The organism is Paenibacillus provencensis, from assembly GCF_042678545.1.
Taxonomy (GTDB): Bacteria; Bacillota; Bacilli; order Paenibacillales; family Paenibacillaceae; genus Paenibacillus; species Paenibacillus provencensis.
The window spans coordinates 946,019-965,825 of record NZ_JBHTKX010000001.1; the positions used below are offsets into that span (position 1 = coordinate 946,019).

The following is a 19,807-nucleotide window of genomic DNA, read 5'->3' on the forward strand; positions in this document are numbered from 1 at the left end:
GAATGAAACAACAGATTTAGCAGACTGATGGAGTTAGAAGGAGTGGCATACTGGGGATGGAACTGTCAGGTATATGGAAGCTGATGCATTTTGACGTAGGGGAGAAGAATCCGCTTGAGCTTGCTGCCCCGGGATTTGATGATCGATTCTGGATCGGAGCCAGCGTACCGGGAGATGTTCATACGGCTCTAGTGGAACGGGGAATCATCGATCCGCCGTATTACGGTCATAATGACATCAAGAGCCGGTGGATTGAGCAAAAAGAATGGTGGTACCGAACAACGTTCACAATGGATCAAGTCAGTGAGGCAGGAGAGAAAACCGAGCTGCATTTTGAAGGGTTAGACACTTTCGCGACCATCTATGTGAATGGACATGAGATCGGCAAGACGGACAATATGCTGATGTCACATCATTTTGACATTACTCGAATTGCTCGTAAAGGATGGAATTCAATAGCTATTAAGTTTGATCCGCTGTCCCTGCATAACAAGGACAAGGAATTGTTTGATTGGTCTTCCTATACCAAAGAACGTCCATGGATTCGGAAGGCAGCAATGAATTTTGGCTGGGACTGGGGTCCCCGAATGGTTACTGTCGGTGTATGGGGTAAAGTCCATGTGAAGCAATACCGTCACGCCAAAATTGAACATATCGCGTCTGTGACCGCAGCTCTATCGGAAACAAAGGCAGTAGTTCATGTGACAGCAGCAATTAAAAGATATGTCAAACCGGCGAATTATCGCCTTTCTATAAATATAGTAGAGCATGATGGCAGAATTGCTGCTGCAGCTGAGCAGCCAGTCGAACAAGCGGGTGTAGACTTCAAGCTTGATATTTCTTCACCGAAGCTGTGGTGGACTCATGATTTGGGAGAGCCGTATTTGTACAGGCTTGAGGTCAAGCTGTTTGAGGGAGATGACTTGCTTGATGCTTACGAAGAATCCTTGGGTATTCGAACACTTGAGCTTGCCCTGAAGGACTCGAAGGGGAGAAATTCGTTTGCATTTATATTAAATGGAGTCAAAGTCTACGCCAAGGGGGCCAACTGGATTCCAGCCGATCATCTGATCGGATCGATTCCGGATCAGAAGTACCGTGATCTGATTGATCTCGCGGCAGAGGGGCAGATGAATATGCTGCGTGTATGGGCAGGCGGCATTTACGAGAAGGACGTTTTCTATGAGGCGTGTGACCGCAGGGGAATACTGGTATGGCAGGATTTCGCTTTTGCCAATACGCTGTTCCCTGATTTTAACCGGGATTTTATGGATAATGTGAGATGTGAAGTGGTTGATAATGTTCTGCGGCTGCGTAATCATCCATCTCTAGCATTGTGGTGTGGGAATAATGAGATTGATTGGCTGTATGACATGAAGACGTCAAGTGGTGATATCAGGAGTACTTTCTACGGGGAGAGCATCTATCATGAGCTCATTCCTGAAGTGCTGGAGGAGCTTGACCCGGCACGCCCCTATTGGCCTTCGTCACCTTATGGTGCTGAGGAAGAGCAGGATGCGAATGATCCCGCCACAGGAGATCGGCATAACTGGCAGGTATGGCACGGCTCAGTCTATCCAAGAAAGCAAGGGGAAGAGCCGGTGCTGGATTACAGCATTCAAGGTGTAACCTTCAAAAATTATAAGCATGATGATGCGCTGTTCAGCAGTGAATTTGGTATGCATGCCTCAGCCAATCGGTATACACTTGAGAAAAATATACCTGCAGGCCAGTTCTATTGGGGGAGCCAGGAAATGGCTTACCGGAACAAGGACACCAATCATCAGAAGGGGATATTGCTGATGGAAGGCTATACAGGCATTCCGTCCAATATTGAAGAGTATATGAATTTCTCTATGCTCACACAGGCCGAAGGGCTGAAATATGGGATCGAACACTTTAGACGAAATAATGACCGCAACAGTGGTGCGCTTGTCTGGCAGTTAAATGATAGCTGGCCGGGTACGAGCTGGGCGATGATTGATTATGAGCTGCTTCCCAAAGCCTCGTACTACTACGGTAAACGATTCTTTCACCCTCTGCTATTGTCTGTAGAATATGAACCCGGTGAACCGCTTCGTTTATGGCTTGTTAATGATACACCTCATTCGGTGAATGGTGTTATCGACCTGAAGGTGTATACTTTTGATGGAGAGGTTGTATACTCAGGTACTTATGAGGCGCAGGCCGATCCGATCTCGTCGACAATGTATGCTGAGCTTGATGAAGCGGAAATCCTGCAGGGATTCGGTCCGGAAGAGGTAATGGTAGAGCTGTCATCCAGAGAGATACAAGCTCCTGCTAACCGTTACTATTTAAGAGATCCGAAAGATCTTCGTTTGGAAGAGGCGCAGCTTCACGTTCAGGTGGATGAGATTATTAGCACGGTAACAATTACTGCTGTGGATCATTTGGCTCGATTCGTAAAGCTAGATCTGCCTCTGGGGAATGTCAAATTCAGTGACAACTACTTTGATCTGCTTCCTGGTGAGCACAAAGTGGTCTCCATAGCTCATCGCCATGGAGAAGCCTTGCCTTGGTCAAAGCTTAGTGTAAGTGCTCTTAACGAATGATCTCATTATTTGCTATGTACTTTATAGAAGCATTAATCTGAGTCATTATGATGATAAATAGAAAACTGCATGGAATAAAACAAGCCCTTTCTCCAGTGCGTCTGGAGAGAGGGCTGGTTCCTTGTTCGTCTTGATCCTCTATCATTGAGTTAGGATTATTCTAAACATAGATAAGTAGTGTTAACACGCCGATGTTAATTCAACTCCGTCACGACACTCGCAGGCTCCGGGTTCGGGATGATATGCTCACGGAACAATTGATACGTATTCCAGGCTGCCCCATTCTCGAGCAGTGATTTACTGATATATATACCTTCCTCGATCGAAGGTGCATGCTCTGCGACATATAACCGGACAGCTGCATTGAAGATGACTTGATTCATAAACGGCATCATCCCTTTGCCCTGCAGAACTTCAAGGGTGACTTCAGCCTGCTTGGCTGCCGTCCATTGGATATCAGGAACATAAGAATCAATATCGTACATTTCGGGATCCAGTACTTGCAATGTGGTCTGACCATTTTCAACCAGGTAAGTCCTTGTGGGTCTTTGGATATGCAGGTCTTCGGAGCCTTCCGAGCCCTGAATGATCATTGCACGACGGTAGTTCAGATCTGTCAGCACTTTGGCAGTTTTCTCAAAGACGGTATTATGGAAGATGCCAAACACGAGATAAGGGGAGTGGCTGTAATCGATCAGTTTCTCCGCGGTATTGAATATCGTGCGCAGTCCCATCTCCTCACGGAGCTGACGGAGCCCACTCAGCTTACCGCTATACCGTTCTGCCTGTATGAAGCGTACGCCGCTGGCTTCTGCTGCAAGGTGGCAGTTATCGTCATCAGCAGCTTCCGTGTTGATACCGAGAGCTCTGAACAATACCGGATAGGTTACTCCCCATTTGGGAGGAAGCGGCTCAGAGCCATGCAGCGTTACTTTTACACCGGCAGCTGCAACGACAAACGCCGCGGCTAGTGAAGCGTAATAAGAATTGCTACGTCCATCATAAGGTCCGGCAAAATCAATGCCTTCATGGGAGTAGGAGCGGTTTGCATATTTACGACAGATGTCAACGAATGCTTTTATTTCATCCGTACTTTCCATTTTGAGTCTTGCGGACGCAAGAAATGCACCGATCTGAACCGGAGTTGCTATTTGTGACAAGATTAACTCTGCACATTCCGCAGCTTCCTCATAAGTTAGATCACGAGAGCCTCTTTTACCTCTACCCACTTCTTTAAGAAAATGGTTCATATTCATAGGGTTACCTCCTTACGAAGCTTAAGCTTTAAGCATTTGATGAGCTTTTACGATGGAGATAGCGACGTCAACGATCCGTTTACGTTCATTCATCGCCTTTTTGCGGAGCAGGTCATAAGCTTCAGATTCACTTATCCGATTAATATCACTGAGGATTCCTTTTGCCATGTCAATCCATTTACGATCTTCGATCCTAGCGAGCAGTTGTTTGCGTTCACTTGCCCATTCTTGTCTTTCGAAGAAGCGCTTCTCGCTAAAATGCAGCGTCCAATCGAGCTCATGCTCCTTCATGGTAGGAGTCAATATTCCATCGATCGGCGCCTCGACTTCACAGGAAGTAATGGAAGCACTAGCGGCATCGGAGCTACACCACCACAAGAGAGGCAGTGGTTTAATTTGAATGAGCTTCTCACTCCACGACTCAATCTCGTATACAGGCAGGTGCAATACGGCTGCTTCTGCTCTGGATATATGAGTATGGATGTCGGCTTCATTACCCGCAGCGAGAACAAGATAGCCACTTGACTCCAGCAGGGATTCGGGACGAGTATGCTCTTCTGACAGGCGGGCATCTTGGACATGGGTTTCTACAAGTAATAAAGAACGCATGGAAGCCTAGGCACCTCCTTATATGTTGAAAAATCGTAATACCATGAACTGGTTCCGTTTCATCATTTTGTTTATTTTCTCTTGTTTGTTTCCAAAAAGCAATTCTTATTTTGTGAAAAATCGCACTGTATCATGAAAATTGTGAGATAACCTTACGTCGATTCGGTTTGATATTCGTATATATTAATGTAATATGGATCATTGCGTAAAGTATATTGACATAAAATAAAAAACAAATTATAGTAATAACATCAAATTTATAAACGTCTTCGAATACAATGGCGTATTCGTCTAGGAATGGCAACGAAGCCTGACCTCGCTTAAATTCAGGGAACAACTGTGTTCACTGATACAGCGCGGCAGGCTTTTTTTGTTCATTTTTTTTGTTCATAAAGAGAGGGATTTCGGAAGGGAGAGGTACAATATGTCTGAACGCAGCAAATTAGTACTTATCGGAAACGGGATGGCAGGTATTCGAACCATTGAGCATCTGCTCAAGCTTGCGCCGGAGAAATATGAGATTACAGTCTTCGGGGAGGAACCTTATCCGAATTACAATAGAATCATGTTATCTTCAGTACTTGCAGGTGGAACCTCTGTAGATGACATTATTATCAATGAATGGACTTGGTATGAGGAACATCATATCCGCCTATATACAGGCGATCCTGTAATTGAAGTGAATACGATGAAAAAGACAGTAACTTCCGCATCAGGAGCAGAGGCATCATATGATCAGCTTATTTTTGCTACAGGATCTAAAGCCTTCATTCTTCCACTGCCTGGGGCAGATAAGGAAGGAGTTATCGGCTTCCGGGATGTGAAGGACTGCGAAACGATGTTTGAAGCTTCGGCTAATTATAAGAAGGCCGCAGTCATTGGGGGAGGGCTGCTTGGTCTTGAAGCTGCACGTGGTCTCCTGAATCTGGGTATGGACGTTACGGTGATTCATAATAGTGAGTATCTAATGAACCGACAGCTCGATATTCCAGCTTCAACGATGCTGCGCATGGAGCTCGAAGATCAAGGCATGAAGTTCTTGCTGAATAAGCAAACGGCAGAGCTAATCGGACGGAGGCGCGTAAGTGGGCTTAAATTCCGGGATGGAGAGAAGCTTGCGGCTGACCTGGTTGTAATGGCTGTCGGCATTCTTCCTAATGTGACACTAGCCAAAAGTGCGGGACTTGCTGTAAAACGCGGGATCATCGTTAACGATAGTATGGAAACGAGTATCCCGAATGTATATGCTGTGGGCGAATGTGCGGAGCACAATGGAATAACGTACGGTTTAGTTGCGCCGCTCTATGAGCAAGGAAGTGTCCTGGCTAAGCATTTGGCAAATGTGGAGCATCAAGGGTATCACGGTTCAGTGACTTCAACGAAGCTGAAGGTATCCGGTGTAGATGTATTCTCAGCAGGTGATTATCTCGATGCAGACGACACCCGCTCCTTACGTTATCAAGACGATATTGATGGTGTCTACAAAAAAATTGTGCTGCGCGGTGATCGGCTGGTGGGAGCGGTATTGTTCGGGGATACGAATGACGGAGCTTCCTTGTTCTCGCTGATCCGAAGCGGAGAGTCGATTGCGGGACGTGAGAAAGAGCTGCTCCTGGGTATGAAGCTGGACAGCGCATCTTCAGGGGCCAGGATACTCGATGTGCCTATGGACGAAATCGTCTGCGGATGTAACGGCGTAACGAAGCAGACAATTGTAGATGCCGTTGGTCAGGGGTGTCATAGTGTTGCTGAAGTCAAAGGCTGTACCAAAGCATCCGCTTCTTGCGGCGGCTGTAAACCGATTGTCGAACAACTGATTACCGCTTATGCCGGGGATGCAGCGAAGACAGGAATGAAGGAAGGGATTTGTTCCTGCACAACACTTGATCGTGAGGAGATCATTGCAGGCATTAAGGAAATGGGCCTGAAAAATGTGAAGGAAGTCATGAACGTCATGGGCTGGAATGAACCGGAAGGCTGTACGAAATGCAGACCCGCACTGAACTATTATCTTGGCATGCTATGGCCATCCGAATATGTAGATCAGAAGGAGTCCCGTTTCACGAACGAGCGTTATCATGCGAATATTCAGAAGGATGGCACGTTCTCAGTGGTACCACGGATATACGGCGGTGTTACTTCTCCAGGAGAGCTGAAACGAATTGCTGAGGTTGCGGAGAAATATGATGTGCCTATGGTGAAATTCACAGGCGGACAGCGACTGGATCTGCTTGGTGTGAAGAAGGAAGATCTGCCTAGTATGTGGGAGGATCTCGATATGCCCTCAGGTCATGCTTATGGTAAAACACTTCGGACGGTCAAGACCTGCGTGGGTTCAACCTTCTGTCGATTTGGAACCAAGGACTCTATAGGAATGGGAATCCGGCTTGAAAAGACATTTGAACGATTAAATGCTCCACACAAAGTGAAGATGGCGGTATCGGGTTGCCCCCGTAACTGTGCTGAATCTGTAATTAAAGACGTTGGTGTTGTTGCGTTGGATGGAGCATGGGAGATTTACGTCGGGGGTAACGGCGGGATTAAGGTTAGAGCCGGGGAGCTGTTATGTACAGTGAAGACAGAGGATGAGGTCGTGGAATGGTCTGGCGCATTCCTTCAATATTATAGAGAACAAGCGAGCTGGGGAGTAAGGACTTCGGATTGGGTCGAAAAAGTTGGCCTCGATTCAATCAAGGAAGCATTGGCTGATGCACAGTTTAGAGCCGAGCTCGTATCCCGGATTAATGAAACATTAGCCAACACGGTCGATCCGTGGAAAGAGATTGCAGAGAACAAAGAGCTTCGGAAAAATTTTGAGCCGCTGAATCGTTATCAGCTGTCACACGATTAGGGGTAATAGGGGGAGACATTAGCCATGAGCCAGAAATTTTTGGTAGCATACGAATCCGATATTGATGTCCTCGGTACAAGAGTCGTGATGATTGAGAATACGGAGGTTGCCCTATTCAAGCTGAGTGACGGTACCATCAAGGCGCTTGAAAACCGATGCCCTCATAAGGGAGGGAAGCTCTCGGAAGGTATGGTATGCGGCAGTAATGTGCACTGCCCGCTTCATGACTGGAAGGTACATCTCTGCAGTGGAGAGGTTCAAGCACCGGATGAGGGCAAGGTCAATGCCTATGTACTTGAGGTCGATCCGGCGAGCGGCGCCGTTTATGTAACGCTATGAAGAAGAGCAGCGGATATGTAAGCATTGTTGGCGCAGGACCCGGAGATCCCGAGCTGCTCACGTTAAAGGCGCTTCGGTGCATTGAGAAGGCGGATATTATCCTGTATGATCGTCTGGTTAACGAAGAGATTCTTAGATATGCAAGGCCAGAGGCAAGAAGAATCTATTGCGGGAAGGCACCGGGCGTTCATGCGATGACACAGCAGAAAATACAGCAGAAGCTTATTGATTATGCATCGGCAGGGAGCTATGTTGTTCGATTAAAAGGTGGAGACCCCTTTGTCTTCGGACGTGGCGGGGAAGAAGCTCTCGCACTGGCCAAACGTGGAATTGCTTATGAAGTCATTCCTGGCATCACTTCTGCGATCGGAGCCGGCAGCTCAGCATTGATCCCTCTGACGCACCGAGGGCTAGCGACTTCGTTCGCTTGCATAACGGCAAGCCGGAAGGAAGTGGATCTTGGTCAGCAGAGAATAGGTCAGCTAGCCAAGCAAGTAGACACACTTGTTATATATATGGGTGTAAGCCATATTTCTGCGATTCGCTCGGAGCTGATTATTTGTGGAAAAAAAACAGATACACCGGTTGCCATCATTGAGAGAGGTAACACGTCGCAGGAGCGCGTAATGGTAACAACCTTGGAGCAGCTTGAGGAGCTTGCCAAGGTAGAGCGTATTGAGAATCCAGCTCTCATCGTTATTGGAGAGGTTGTGAAGGTAAGGGAAGAACTGCTGCAATTACGGCAGGAGCTTCCAGCTCGAATGGAGCAGATCGGATAAAAAAGAAGAGTGGTTGATTGAGAAACGATAAATTCATAAAGCATGCCGAAAGATAGATTACAACGTCTATCCTAGGTGTGCTTTTTTACTTGCTAGAGGTGTGATTTATGATGGTGCCCAGTTCTTGACTTACAATATTTATGTTTTATTGGTATAATTTAGTGATTTGCTAAGTTGATAGACTGAACTAAAAGGAGTTGTTCTATTGAGAAATTTGGTGGAACTTGAAAGAGCAGTTCAGAAAGATAAGATTGTTAGCTGTGTTGTATATGAAGGAGAGTCTGTAATATTTGAATATTACAGAAACCGGAAAGCAAAAGAGAAACCCTTCAAAATAAATTCGGTTACCAAAAGTATAACGTCCGCATTGTGTGGTATTGCGATGGAGCAGGGCTATATTTAGAACGAGGATGTTTCAATTGCTCATTATTTTGAAGACATAGATGACTCTAAGAAGAACATAACCATTAACACCTACTAACGATGTCCTCTGGCTTGAAATGGCCAGGTAATGAAGCGATGATCCCATCAAAGAATTGGGTCAAATTTGTACTTGAACAGCCTGTCGAATCGGAGCCTGGAAAGCACATGAAATATAGCTGTGGTAATTCACATCTGTTAAGCAATATATTACAGAAGGCCACACAAATGAATACCGTCGATTATGCGAAAAAGAACTTGTTTGTACCTTTAGGTATTGAAGATTTTAATTGGTATCAGGATGCGCAAGGGATTGCGATCGGTGGATTCAGCATGACCATGAAGACGGAAGATATGCTGAAATTTGGGCTGCTATATTTACATAACGGGGAATGGAAATCGAAACAGCTGATTCCTGCCGAATGGATTGATAAATCAACAAGAAATCAGGAGGCACAAGAAACGTCATATGGCTATCATTGGTGGATATTAAAAGACATGAATACCTTAAATGACGAGGATCGGACATTCTATGCTATGGGCATGGGAGGGCAATACATATTCGTTAATCAGCAGAGGCAGTTGGTTGCCGTGTTTACAAGTAATCTAACCGGTGATGTCTCAAGCCCGATACATTATTATAATAACTATATTCTGAATAATAAAATCATGGTTTAGCATAAGGGCAAAATTGAAATGCGAGAGGGATTAGCGAAGATGGAAATTATCGTAACAGGTGGAGCCATTATAAGAGACAAGCTCGGCCGGATATTGATGCAGAAAAGATCGGATTATGGAAATTGGGGCCTCCCTGGCGGCGGAATGGAGGCTGGTGAGTCTATTGAAGAGACGATGATCAGAGAGGTTTTTGAAGAGACTGGCCTTCTGGTGAAACAGCATGAGCTTTATTCCGTTTATAGCGGCGCACGCATGAAGTATAGGTATCCGGATGGAAATGAAGTCGTTTTTGTGATGTTTATTTTTAATGCGGAAGCGGACTTGGAAGGCAGGATTGCCGAGGACAATAATACGCTTATTTATAACGATGTCCACCAAGAATCGATAACTCTTGAATTTAAGTTCATAGATGAAATTTTGATAGAGGATATAAGCTCAGTGCAAAGGCCTGTATTTGAAGATTTGAAGAGAGATCTCCGGTGCTTAATACGCACCTAAAATTAATAGAGTAGAAGAATTGTATGTGTGAGAAGAGGTGCTATTAGACACGTGCCAAAGCATGAGTTCGTTATAGAGAGTATTAATACAGATGCTTTAATTCCTTTCTATTTAAACTTTAGCTGGGATTCCTAAGGAAACCTACATAGGGAGGGGTTGTCTGATGATGATCATGTTTCTTTTGATGATGAGTTCATCTTATATCTGAATGATTCGCTGAATTGGGTGTCTTGCTGGAATCCAAGCACGAATCGGAGTAACAATTATTGATAAACAGGATCTAATAACGTTCAGAGGAATAATTCAGGCTTGGGTTGACTTGTTTGTATTTGCTCCTGAGATGATCGAGCTCAAAGGAAGCTATACGTTGGATAGCAATGATGAATATGGAGAATATGACAGATTAAGGTTTGTAAAAGAGGACTTGATCACGGACCTGAATAAGCTGATAAGAATGATAAATCAAGCGTATGATGAAGAGAAATGTATCCTCCAATTAGGGATTTGACAAATTTAGCTTAATAGAAAGAAGTTGTTAGTTAAGGTTAGAAAGCACTCCTTCGGACAGTGAAGAAATGCTGCGTCATTGATCCATTTGGAAACAAGCTTGAAGATAAATAGTAATCACGAGCAGGAGGAGTAGAATGAACAGTCCTATTGCCTATCAAATAGATCAGGTTTCCTTTTACCTCAAGGAACAAGTTGATTTCAGTTGGTTGACTCAGCTAGGAACGGTGTTTGCGGTGTTTGATCAGCAGGATTCAGGTAATATTAGCTTCGGCATCGAGCAGGCGGGACAGAAGAAGTTTGTGAAGTTTGCCGGAGTCAGAACAATGGAATATGAAGGAGATCCTCAAGATGCAGTCGCGGCATTGGCGGATGCCATTTCGTTGTATAAAGAGCTAAGCCATCCGGTACTGGTGGAGCTTATTGATCACTTTGAAGTAGATTCAGGCTATGCTGCCATATTCAATTGGTTTGATGGTGAATGTCTTCACTCTCATTGGTCATATCCTCCTCCAGCCAAATATATAGATCCTGGCTCTCCATTCTATAAGTTTAAGCATTTATCCATCGAGAAAAGACTGCTGTCCTTAGATCGAATATTTGACTTTCATGTTCTTGTAGAGGAAAAGGGCTATACAGCCATTGATTTTTATGATGGAAGTCTGCTATATAATTTCGCGAACGATGAGATTAAAATTTGTGATATTGATTATTATCAAAGAAAACCATTCTACAATCGGATGGGAAGGCTATGGGGATCATCTAGATTTATGTCTCCTGAAGAATTTGAATTAGGTGCAGAGATTGATAGTCGAACCAATGTGTATACCATGGGAGCAACGGCATTTGTGTTATTAGGCGGTGAAACCGATCGATCCCTGGAGAAATGGGATGCAAGTGAAGCACTGTATAATGTTGCGCGGACAGCAACTAGCAAGGACAGACAAGACAGATATAGCTCTCTAAAGGAATTTTATGAGGCATGGAAGGAAGCGATGAATTCGTAATTATTAATGGTTAAGTAGAAGGACTCTCATAAAATACCCTCCAATCGTTTGAATTCTAATTTCAATTGGAGGGTAGTCATATTTATCTCTTAATAAATGAAAGGTCTGAACTTTTTGGCCACTCTATTAAATTCCTGAGCAAAATCTCTAGTATTGTTGAGCTCATCTGGTAATTCATCCATCAATAACCGGACTTGTTTTCTTAACTTAATATTCGTTTGGACGTTTGATTCGTTTGGCTTTGAAACTTGATTTCGTACCATACCTATATATTCATGTTTTAGTATATGAAATTCATTATCTAGCTCAGCTAGTTCAAGAGAGTTATTCGTGTTTTTTTGTACAAAAAGATCTAATCGATCGTTTACCAAATTAATATAAGCAATAACATCAACCATCAGTACAGGAGTTTCATCCAGTTCTTTACTATCCTCAATAAGAGCTAAGGACTGATTTAGAGATTGGAGACTTGATATAAAACTAGTATAGTATGCGTTAGCCTCACTTTTAGCCTTATTATATCCGTTCAAAAGTATAATCGATAGTAGAACAAGAATTATGAGGACAACAATAATGATTGTATAATTTTTTTTCTTACTCATGTCAGTTTAAACTCCTTATCTCCACGGACCCGTTCATAAATATCCTCCTTCATTAACAACTAAAGGATCGTATCATATATTAATAATTGATAAAAGACAATTTTTACTAGTATAGATACTAAAGTTAATATAATATATCCCTTCTTAGAAGTACTATAAGGCACCTGTAATAAAACTATAAGAGATAATCGTATTTTTTGAATTTGGAGGCTTGTTACTTTGAAGAAATATACGGAAATTGGGTTCGGGAATCGATGATTCATTAGAACAGAATTTGAACACGAGGATGCATCGGAAAGTGAAATTAAAGGCTTTGTACGACCATTCAAGCTAAAATCGGTGTATATTCGAATTTGGGTATAGAAGAACGTTCTGGTTATTGATTCAAAGGAAGGAATAAAGTTTGTGGGGAAGGATAAAAAGAAAATCAAAATATTAATTGGATTTTATGGGATATGAAATTGATTAGCTAGGAACAAAAGTTTGGTTATAATCAAACATTACCAGTAAATGTATGATATGATTCTTTCGAATCAGAGAGTAATACATAATGTATCGATGAGACGGAGGAACATAAGAGATATGATGAAAGTAACTTATAACCACTCAGTTATATCCTCAAGTTCGTTACTTAGAGCTGGTGAGTGAGTTGTATTCGATTGGAGAAGTGAAGGAGTGCCGTTTTCTTGTAAATGGATTAAATGATACATATGTCGTGAAAACTTCCTCAATACAATATGTTCTACGGATTTATAAAGCGCATTGGCGTACCAAAGCAGATATTTTGTTTGAGCTGGAGCTTCTGAATGATTTGAAATTTAAGGGGATTTCTGTTTCTTCCCCGGTACCAACAAAAGATAGTGATTATCTTTATGACCTGCAGGCGCCCGAAGGCTTACGTCACATGGTGTTATTTACATACGCTGACGGTGAGTATTCTGAAGATGAGGATAAAAGTGAAATATTCGGTGAAGAGGTTGCTCGAATGCATCTCGTGATGGATCATTTTAGAAGTGAACATGCCAGATTTGAGATCGATCTGAATCATCTATTGAATGAACCGTTGCAGAATATTCGTCCGTTTCTATCGCATAGACCTGAGGACTTCAATTATTTGGAAGCGTTAACAGTAGAACTTCGAAGTCGTATTGAAGAAATATCAAATGATATTGAATGGGGGATATGTCATGGCGATCTCCACGGAGGAAATGTACATTTTCATGAGAATACGCTAACACAGTTCGACTTCGATTGCTGCGGATATGGATACAGATCGTATGACGTTTCGGTTTATCTTTGGAATAAAGTGATGTTTAAAGACAAGGATGCTTTCGAGAACAAGAATTGGACATTATTTATACATTCCTACCAAAAGATCAAGCCCCCGTCGAGTACTGAGATCAGAGCCGTACCTATATTTGTAGCCACCAGAGATATTTGGTTGATGGGTCTTACGGAATTGGTGTGAAGTCCAAGGGATTGTAATACAAAATCAAGCGACAAACTAGCGGAATTTGAATATGAAAAGTGAGGTGTTTCCATTGGTAAACAAATAAGATGAGAAAATCTAGATGTGAGTATTTAGCATGCAGATTTTCTCTTATTTAATCTGAAATCAATCCGAAGAGGAGAATTGACATGCTAAATAAATTGAACGAATCGATCTATTACCTATCTAATCAAAATGATAAAGAAAGACCAACATTGGGGTTAGTTTGTGGAGAAAAATACAGCCTAGTTATCGATGGTGGGAATTCTGCTTTACATGCTAGAGAATTTTTGAAGGAAATCGAACGTTTAAATGTACCGCCTATTAAATACTTGGTGATCACTCATGCCCATTGGGATCATTTCTTAGGCATGAATGAATTTAATGCGTCGATTATTGTGAATAGCTTAACCCATCAAAAAATGGAGGTTTGGCGAAGGTACTCATACGATGATCGCTCTCTTCGAGAGTATGTAGAATCTAATAATATGACATCGCATTGTATGGAGATTATTCAATTAGAAATACCGGAAAGTGAACAATTTAAATTAGGCACTCCAGATTTGGTGTTTGAACAGTCTCTCCATATTGATTTGGGAAATAAGGTTTGTGTATTGGAACGAATCAGGAGTACTCACACGGATGATTCCACAATCGTTTATATCCCAGATGAAAAAGTAATTTTTCTCGGTGATTGTGTATATGGGACGACTACGGATTCTATATTTCATTACAAAGCATCACATTTGCTACCCATGATGGAGGATATTCAAAAATACGACGCGAATCATTTTCTACTTGGTCATGAATCCATTTGTGATCTTGAAGAGATGAATAGTTTTTGGAATGAACTAGTTTCGTACAATAAAGCTGTGAAATCCACATCATTGGATAAAGCTATAGAGTGTTTTGAGCAAAATAATCATAGGAGCCCTCAGGGTGACGAGCTGTTCTTCTTAAAGGCCTTTGTTAATGATCAAATATTAAAGTCAAAATAAATGAAGATCATGACACCAGCTTTAGATAAGAAATATCTAAGGTTGGTCGTCATGATTTTTAACAACTTCAAATTTAACTTTAGGGTTGCTGGTATCGCTATTCATCACGGATATAATAGGATACGATAAAGCATATCACAGCACCAACTCGAGAGGGTTAGCCTTTTATACCAAGCAAGGGTTTGAACCGTTCGATATTAAATTGATGAATTCTAGAAAAGAGAATTTGATAACGATACATTTGCATAAAGAGCTCATTTGAAATTTAGTAATACGGAAAAAGAAAGGATAAACATGAAAATCAAAAACCTTGTTATCGTCATTTCTGTTTTACTAAATCTAGGTTTAATTGCCTATGTTTATTCAAGGGCTGATCATTTGGAGGATGTCTATTCCGGCATGTCTTTCAATCTTCAGTACGAATTGATTCAGTTAGAGGGTACCATCGGTTATCAAATAGAGAATGATTGGACAGAAGCCGACACCGTGATTGAAAAGATAGAGGATATAAATGAGGAAATTAATACGTTGATGGACACGGGTAAGGAAATGGCCTTGATCTCCAAAGAGCAAGAAGAAGATTTATGGAACTTGTCTGGTTATTTTTCACGGTTTCCGACTTATTCCGGATATCCGAATACAGAATTAACGAACAGTGAAATGAATGAACTTGTAGAACTCAGAAACAATCTTAGGTCAGTCGGATGGGGTATGCATATAGGGTACTCTGGGGATTGGGGCAGCTTCTCAACGAAAATAAATGAATTGATCGAGCTATAATGATAGTGTTAAGTAATAGATTTGGATTGTAAAACCATTGTACTGGAGTAATGTGAGGGACTACATCCCAACAAAGCGAGTTGAATATGATCTATGCCTTATGATGCCGTAATAACGAGCAAAGAACGTGGATTAGTGCACATGAGATCTATAGAAATGTGGAACACGATATTCAAGACCATATCATGAAATTAGACTTGGAAGCCCTTGGAAAATTAATGACCAGCTACATCCGTGGTGATCAATTTAATGAAGGGTTGTTTATACATGCCATTTTAAAGGGACATATAACACAGTTAGCATCGAGAGATGGAAAGAATTACTTTTTTGATATATGATGAAACAGTCATATGGATATGGAAAAAGAGTGAATTGCTTATGACACTCCTCATCCAACAAGACCATTGCATCCAGATTATACTTAGGGGGAAGCAGAGCTTTGAAGAAGTTTGTTCAATCAGCGATTTCAGTCATCATCGGGCTGGTTATTTTAGCAGGCGCATTACAGTACCTTGGAGAAGATTCATTACCACATTCAGCTTCAAATGAAGAAGATATTGTTCAGTTAGTCTTTCCTGTTAACAAATATCCCGAGACAGCAGAGCATATCCAAGCCGCAATAAAAGAAGGGTTGTCTAATACATGTACAATCGATCGCGGCGGGGCAGATGAGAACAGACAAGAGTCATTAAAAGGGATCCCGACGCGGAGTGGCTATGATCGTGATGAGTGGCCCATGGCCATGTGTGTGGAAGGCGGGGATGGAGCCAGCATTGAATACATAGATCCGTCTGACAATCGGGGAGCGGGCAGCTGGGTTGGTAACCAGTTAGAAGAATACCCGGACGGTACAAGAGTTGAATTCATTTTTAATTGAAGCAAACCCGATATGCTATTAGGTAAACAAAATATATGAATAAAGAAAGGAGGGATAGCATCTATCTCTCCTTTTACTTTTTTACACGAATTGATTCAATTTATAAAGAATTTATTAACTTTTCAAAGTCTGAAGGTAGACAACTTAGAATGAATGTCAAGGGGAGGATACAGCATGGAGAAGACAAACAACGATGGATATCTTGAAACTAAAGGCAATCTGCTGCTGGTAGAGGATGATCCCGGGATTGGAAGGATTGTGAGAGATCATTTGCGGCGGGAGAATTATGCAGTAACCTGGGCAACCACAGGTCTGGAATGCTGGGAGGACTTTTGCAGCGGGGAATATGATCTGGTCCTGGTGGATCTGATGCTGCCTGAAATGGACGGATTTACCCTATGCAAAAATATACGGCTCAAGAGCGAGGTTCCTCTTCTGATTATGAGCGCGAGGAGTGAAGATGAGAGCAAGGTCCGGGCTTTTGGACTCGGTGCAGACGATTATATTACGAAGCCCTTCAGCTTAACTGAACTCTCTTTGCGAGTGGATGTTCACTTGCGAAAATTCCGTAAATATCAAAAGGGTGCCGAGGAGAAATCACATATTCTAACCTATTATGGCGGTCTTACCATTGATCCCGTGCTGAAACAGGCTATGTATGAAAATGAACCTCTAGCTCTCACGAGCAAGGAATGGTTGCTGCTCATGCTGCTCGCTTCGCATCCTGGACGGCAATTCAGCAAAAGTGGGCTGTATGAACATGTATGGCAGCAGGAGGCGATAGACGGCGGAAATACGGTAACCGTGCATATTAAAGGCCTGAGAATGAAGCTGAAGGATAATATCCGAAATCCCAAGTATATTCAGACCGTATGGGGCAGCGGATATCGCTTTATCGGTGAGCCCCAATGAAGCTGAGAACATGGCTACTGATTGCCTTTCTAATTCTTATGCTGCTTCCCCTCGCAGCTGGAATCGCCCTGTTTCAGCTGATTGGTAAATTGGATGAGCAGCGTTCTTTTACTGATTATATGGCTGCTTCATCGGAGATATCCACAGCGGAGTCCTATTTGCAGAACCCGGCGCTTTTTCGCTTGAGAACGGTATGGGATGAACAAGAGCTTGACTTGCTCACAAATGACGCATTAAAGATTGAACTGTTTAACCCCTATGGTGTGCCGATCTATTCTTCAATGGAAGACAGTGAATATACAGGGTTTGTGCAAGCAAGTGAAAGATTGTATAGCAATTTGTATGAAATGCAGATCAACCCCCGCAGCTATGTATTGAAAAAACCGGTGTTTGAGAACGGCAGCCTGGCTGGAATCTACCAGATTACACTAGCTCGCCATGAGTGGAGAGAGGATATACGAAGCCGTACGGTATGGGTCGCAGGAATCCTTGGCATATTTATAGCCGTTTTATTTATTATTGTTCTGCTCCTCACCCATCGCAAGCTGATTCTTCCCATGCGTATACTCACGAAGCAGATGAGCTCCTTTGCTGCTAATGAACCTGTGCCTCCAACTATGTACCGAGGCGGCGGGGAGATGAGAGAGCTTATGACCCACTTTGAGGACATGTGACTAACTATCGAAGCCTCTCGTAAGAAGCTTTCACAGCAGCAAGAAGAGAAAGCGTTCATGACTGCCGCTCTATCCCATGATCTAAAGACACCGCTCACCTCCATTCGCGCATATGCCGAGGAGCTCGATACAAATGGACTAACAAGAGAAGAACGACAGGAGTATCTTGCGTTCATGATGGGTCAGGTGGATCGCATGAGACATATGCTGGATGATCTGAACCTGTATGCATCGCTTGAATCCAAAATACTGAATAAAGACCGTGCTCTCGTCGATAGTGAGGAGTTCATGGAAATGCTGTTTGCCGGTTATGAACCATTGGCATCGACAAAAAACATCGATTTGGAAACATCCATTTCAGTGAGTGGAAATGTTGAACTCGATCCTCAGCTGATCCTGCGGATGATGGATAACCTGATCGCGAATGCGATCAAGTATTCACCGCCAGGAAGCAAGCTATATCTTGCAGCGTTATCGTCTGATTCCAGCGTACCGGAATGGATAAATCCGCCATTTAGAACTAGAGTTGAACAACTATTAGATGATCGAGTTAAGAACATATGGCTGCTTATTCAGAACGAAGGTGAGTCGATCCCCTTTGAAATTCAGGACAGGCTGTTTGAGCCGTTCTATCAAAGAGAGAGCTCCAGAAATCAAGCGGGTTCAGGCAGTTTTGGTCTCGGTTTAACAATTGCGAAGAAAGTTATTGAACAGCACCAAGGAACGATCAAACTTTTGTCAGAGGAGCCGTATGGAACACTAGTTGTATGCGGGTTGCCTCTTAACAATAAGGAGATGAGAGATTGATGAGATATATCAAGAATTCGACGGTGAACACACGTAAAGGGAAACAGACGATGGGAACGATGGGGATACTCGGAACCGTATTACTTACAGGGATGCTTTTAACAGGCTGTCAGTCTGGAGAAGCACTAGCATATACGGGTGAAGAAATGGTGGAAAAAGCGATCCAAGAAAGCAATAAGCCCGTGTCTTATTATGCCGAAGGAGAGATGAGTCTTTTTGATGGAGAACAGGAAACAGAGAGCATGTCCATCAAAGAGTGGTATAACGCAGAGAATGGCAACAACCGCAATGAGATCGTTACACCGGATACGGGCAAGAGCATCTCGGTCAATGATGGACAGCAAGTTATCGTGTACGAGGAAGCCCAAAATACAGCCTACACCATGAAATCTATTGAGAACGAAGCGATGCAGAGCTCTCCAAAGGATAAAATGCTTGGCCAGCTCGAACGTATGCGGAGCACACATGCCATTGAAACCGTAGGCAAAGAGAAGTGGCTCGAAAATGATGTGTATCATATTAAGGCGATGCCATTAGAAAAGGATGAAAACACCTTGATCGGTTCACAGGAATACTGGGTGAATGCAAAAGATTGGATGGTTGTGAAATCCAAGGAGGTCAATCTTTCTTGCAATTGCCATCAGAAGGCTTTGACCAAGTATCCGTAGAAATGTATGAAGCAAGCGGAGAGCTGAATCGAAATGAAGTCACAATCAATTACTTGGTACAAGGCAAGACGCCGCTTAGTCTGTCTATATTCAAATCTCCTGGGGATGATGTTCAGGATGGCGGATTTGGAGAGAAGGTCACGGTAAGAGGTCAAAAAGGGGATTATATGAAAGAGATCAATATCATCAGCTGGGATGAGGAAGGTCTCAGATACAGTCTAATGGCCGATCAGCAGGGCGCTCAAACCGAACTTGATCAGCTGCTGGAATGGGCGGAATTACTGTCTGATGATCAGGACGGATCAGAATAACAACACCATAGCTACTACAAGAGCGATTTAGCGATGCTAAGTCGTTCTTTTGATTGTTTGTAATCTATCACTCATGCGCTAATTATGAGATAGAATACGAAACCATATTAGAGCTTTCAATGTAAAGCCGTTCTGTAATAAAATGGATATGATACTGCTGGCCGTGATAAGC

The 19,807-nt window shown here is 42.9% G+C and carries 21 protein-coding genes; 18 read left to right on the forward strand and 3 right to left on the reverse strand.

What is annotated here, in order from left to right; genetic code table 11:
- The first annotated feature begins 56 nt into the window (after window positions 1-56).
- A complete protein-coding gene (locus tag ACFQ3J_RS04440) occupies window positions 57-2,573 on the forward strand; it encodes a beta-mannosidase (protein ID WP_251581367.1) in 2,517 nt (838 codons plus the stop codon).
- Window positions 2,574-2,767: 194 nt separating this feature from the next.
- Here ACFQ3J_RS04440 and ACFQ3J_RS04445 read toward each other — a convergent pair whose 3' ends face one another.
- Window positions 2,768-3,829, reverse strand: a complete 1,062-nt coding sequence (locus tag ACFQ3J_RS04445) for an anthranilate phosphoribosyltransferase (RefSeq protein WP_251581368.1) — start codon at window positions 3,827-3,829, stop codon at window positions 2,768-2,770.
- Between the two features lie 21 nt (window positions 3,830-3,850).
- Complete coding sequence (locus ACFQ3J_RS04450) at window positions 3,851-4,438, reverse strand: ANTAR domain-containing response regulator (RefSeq protein ID WP_091157179.1); 588 nt, start codon at window positions 4,436-4,438, stop codon at window positions 3,851-3,853.
- Window positions 4,439-4,862: 424 nt separating this feature from the next.
- Here ACFQ3J_RS04450 and nirB point away from each other — a divergent pair, with 424 nt between their 5' ends.
- The 6 genes from nirB (at window position 4,863) to ACFQ3J_RS04480 (ending at window position 11,517) form a co-directional block, all read left to right on the forward strand.
- Complete coding sequence (gene nirB / locus ACFQ3J_RS04455) at window positions 4,863-7,289, forward strand: nitrite reductase large subunit NirB (protein WP_379292283.1); 2,427 nt, start codon at window positions 4,863-4,865, stop codon at window positions 7,287-7,289.
- 24 nt (window positions 7,290-7,313) lie between these two features.
- On the forward strand, window positions 7,314-7,628 hold the full coding sequence (locus ACFQ3J_RS04460) for a Rieske 2Fe-2S domain-containing protein (protein ID WP_251581370.1): 315 nt from the start codon (window positions 7,314-7,316) through the stop codon (window positions 7,626-7,628).
- Window positions 7,625-8,407, forward strand: coding sequence for a uroporphyrinogen-III C-methyltransferase (gene cobA / locus ACFQ3J_RS04465; RefSeq protein ID WP_251581371.1), 783 nt, complete (start codon window positions 7,625-7,627; stop codon window positions 8,405-8,407). Before ACFQ3J_RS04460 ends, cobA begins: the two co-directional genes overlap by 4 nt.
- A gap of 519 nt (window positions 8,408-8,926) precedes the next feature.
- Complete coding sequence (locus ACFQ3J_RS04470) at window positions 8,927-9,505, forward strand: serine hydrolase domain-containing protein (RefSeq protein WP_251581689.1); 579 nt, start codon at window positions 8,927-8,929, stop codon at window positions 9,503-9,505.
- Between the two features lie 39 nt (window positions 9,506-9,544).
- A complete protein-coding gene (locus ACFQ3J_RS04475; RefSeq protein ID WP_091157171.1) occupies window positions 9,545-10,003 on the forward strand; it encodes an NUDIX domain-containing protein in 459 nt (152 codons plus the stop codon).
- A 644-nt stretch (window positions 10,004-10,647) separates the two neighbouring features.
- Window positions 10,648-11,517, forward strand: coding sequence for a serine/threonine protein kinase (locus tag ACFQ3J_RS04480; protein WP_251581372.1), 870 nt, complete (start codon window positions 10,648-10,650; stop codon window positions 11,515-11,517).
- Between the two features lie 89 nt (window positions 11,518-11,606).
- Here ACFQ3J_RS04480 and ACFQ3J_RS04485 read toward each other — a convergent pair whose 3' ends face one another.
- Complete coding sequence (locus ACFQ3J_RS04485) at window positions 11,607-12,119, reverse strand: hypothetical protein (RefSeq protein ID WP_251581374.1); 513 nt, start codon at window positions 12,117-12,119, stop codon at window positions 11,607-11,609.
- 261 nt (window positions 12,120-12,380) lie between these two features.
- On the opposite strand from ACFQ3J_RS04485, the gene ACFQ3J_RS04490 reads away from it, so the two are divergent.
- From ACFQ3J_RS04490 to ACFQ3J_RS04540, 11 genes are all read left to right on the forward strand, one after another.
- Window positions 12,381-12,482 (forward strand): DUF3977 family protein, encoded by a 102-nt coding sequence (locus ACFQ3J_RS04490; protein ID WP_211753665.1) that lies wholly within the window; start codon window positions 12,381-12,383, stop codon window positions 12,480-12,482.
- A 286-nt stretch (window positions 12,483-12,768) separates the two neighbouring features.
- Complete coding sequence (locus ACFQ3J_RS04495) at window positions 12,769-13,587, forward strand: phosphotransferase (RefSeq protein WP_251581376.1); 819 nt, start codon at window positions 12,769-12,771, stop codon at window positions 13,585-13,587.
- Window positions 13,588-13,757: 170 nt separating this feature from the next.
- The gene (locus tag ACFQ3J_RS04500) at window positions 13,758-14,606 is read left to right on the forward strand and encodes an MBL fold metallo-hydrolase (protein ID WP_251581378.1); all 849 of its coding nucleotides are present in this window, start codon (window positions 13,758-13,760) and stop codon (window positions 14,604-14,606) included.
- Between the two features lie 294 nt (window positions 14,607-14,900).
- Window positions 14,901-15,386 carry a hypothetical protein gene (locus ACFQ3J_RS04505; RefSeq protein ID WP_251581380.1) on the forward strand — a complete coding sequence of 162 codons (486 nt, stop codon included), beginning with the start codon at window positions 14,901-14,903 and terminating at the stop codon, window positions 15,384-15,386.
- Window positions 15,387-15,517: 131 nt separating this feature from the next.
- Complete coding sequence (locus ACFQ3J_RS04510; RefSeq protein ID WP_379293248.1) at window positions 15,518-15,724, forward strand: DUF6508 domain-containing protein; 207 nt, start codon at window positions 15,518-15,520, stop codon at window positions 15,722-15,724.
- A 101-nt stretch (window positions 15,725-15,825) separates the two neighbouring features.
- Window positions 15,826-16,263 carry a hypothetical protein gene (locus tag ACFQ3J_RS04515; protein WP_379292284.1) on the forward strand — a complete coding sequence of 146 codons (438 nt, stop codon included), beginning with the start codon at window positions 15,826-15,828 and terminating at the stop codon, window positions 16,261-16,263.
- A 174-nt stretch (window positions 16,264-16,437) separates the two neighbouring features.
- Entirely contained in the window at window positions 16,438-17,175 is a 738-nt protein-coding gene (locus ACFQ3J_RS04520) for a response regulator transcription factor (protein ID WP_251581381.1), read from the forward strand.
- On the forward strand, window positions 17,172-17,849 hold the full coding sequence (locus ACFQ3J_RS04525) for a hypothetical protein (RefSeq protein ID WP_251581382.1): 678 nt from the start codon (window positions 17,172-17,174) through the stop codon (window positions 17,847-17,849). Before ACFQ3J_RS04520 ends, ACFQ3J_RS04525 begins: the two co-directional genes overlap by 4 nt.
- 57 nt (window positions 17,850-17,906) lie before the next feature.
- On the forward strand, window positions 17,907-18,656 hold the full coding sequence (locus ACFQ3J_RS04530) for a sensor histidine kinase (RefSeq protein ID WP_251581383.1): 750 nt from the start codon (window positions 17,907-17,909) through the stop codon (window positions 18,654-18,656).
- Window positions 18,656-19,324, forward strand: a complete 669-nt coding sequence (locus ACFQ3J_RS04535) for a LolA family protein (RefSeq protein WP_251581384.1) — start codon at window positions 18,656-18,658, stop codon at window positions 19,322-19,324. The genes ACFQ3J_RS04530 and ACFQ3J_RS04535 overlap by 1 nt, the downstream gene beginning before the upstream one ends.
- Window positions 19,285-19,635, forward strand: a complete 351-nt coding sequence (locus tag ACFQ3J_RS04540) for a hypothetical protein (RefSeq protein WP_251581385.1) — start codon at window positions 19,285-19,287, stop codon at window positions 19,633-19,635. Before ACFQ3J_RS04535 ends, ACFQ3J_RS04540 begins: the two co-directional genes overlap by 40 nt.
- The last annotated feature ends 172 nt before the right edge of the window (window positions 19,636-19,807 follow it).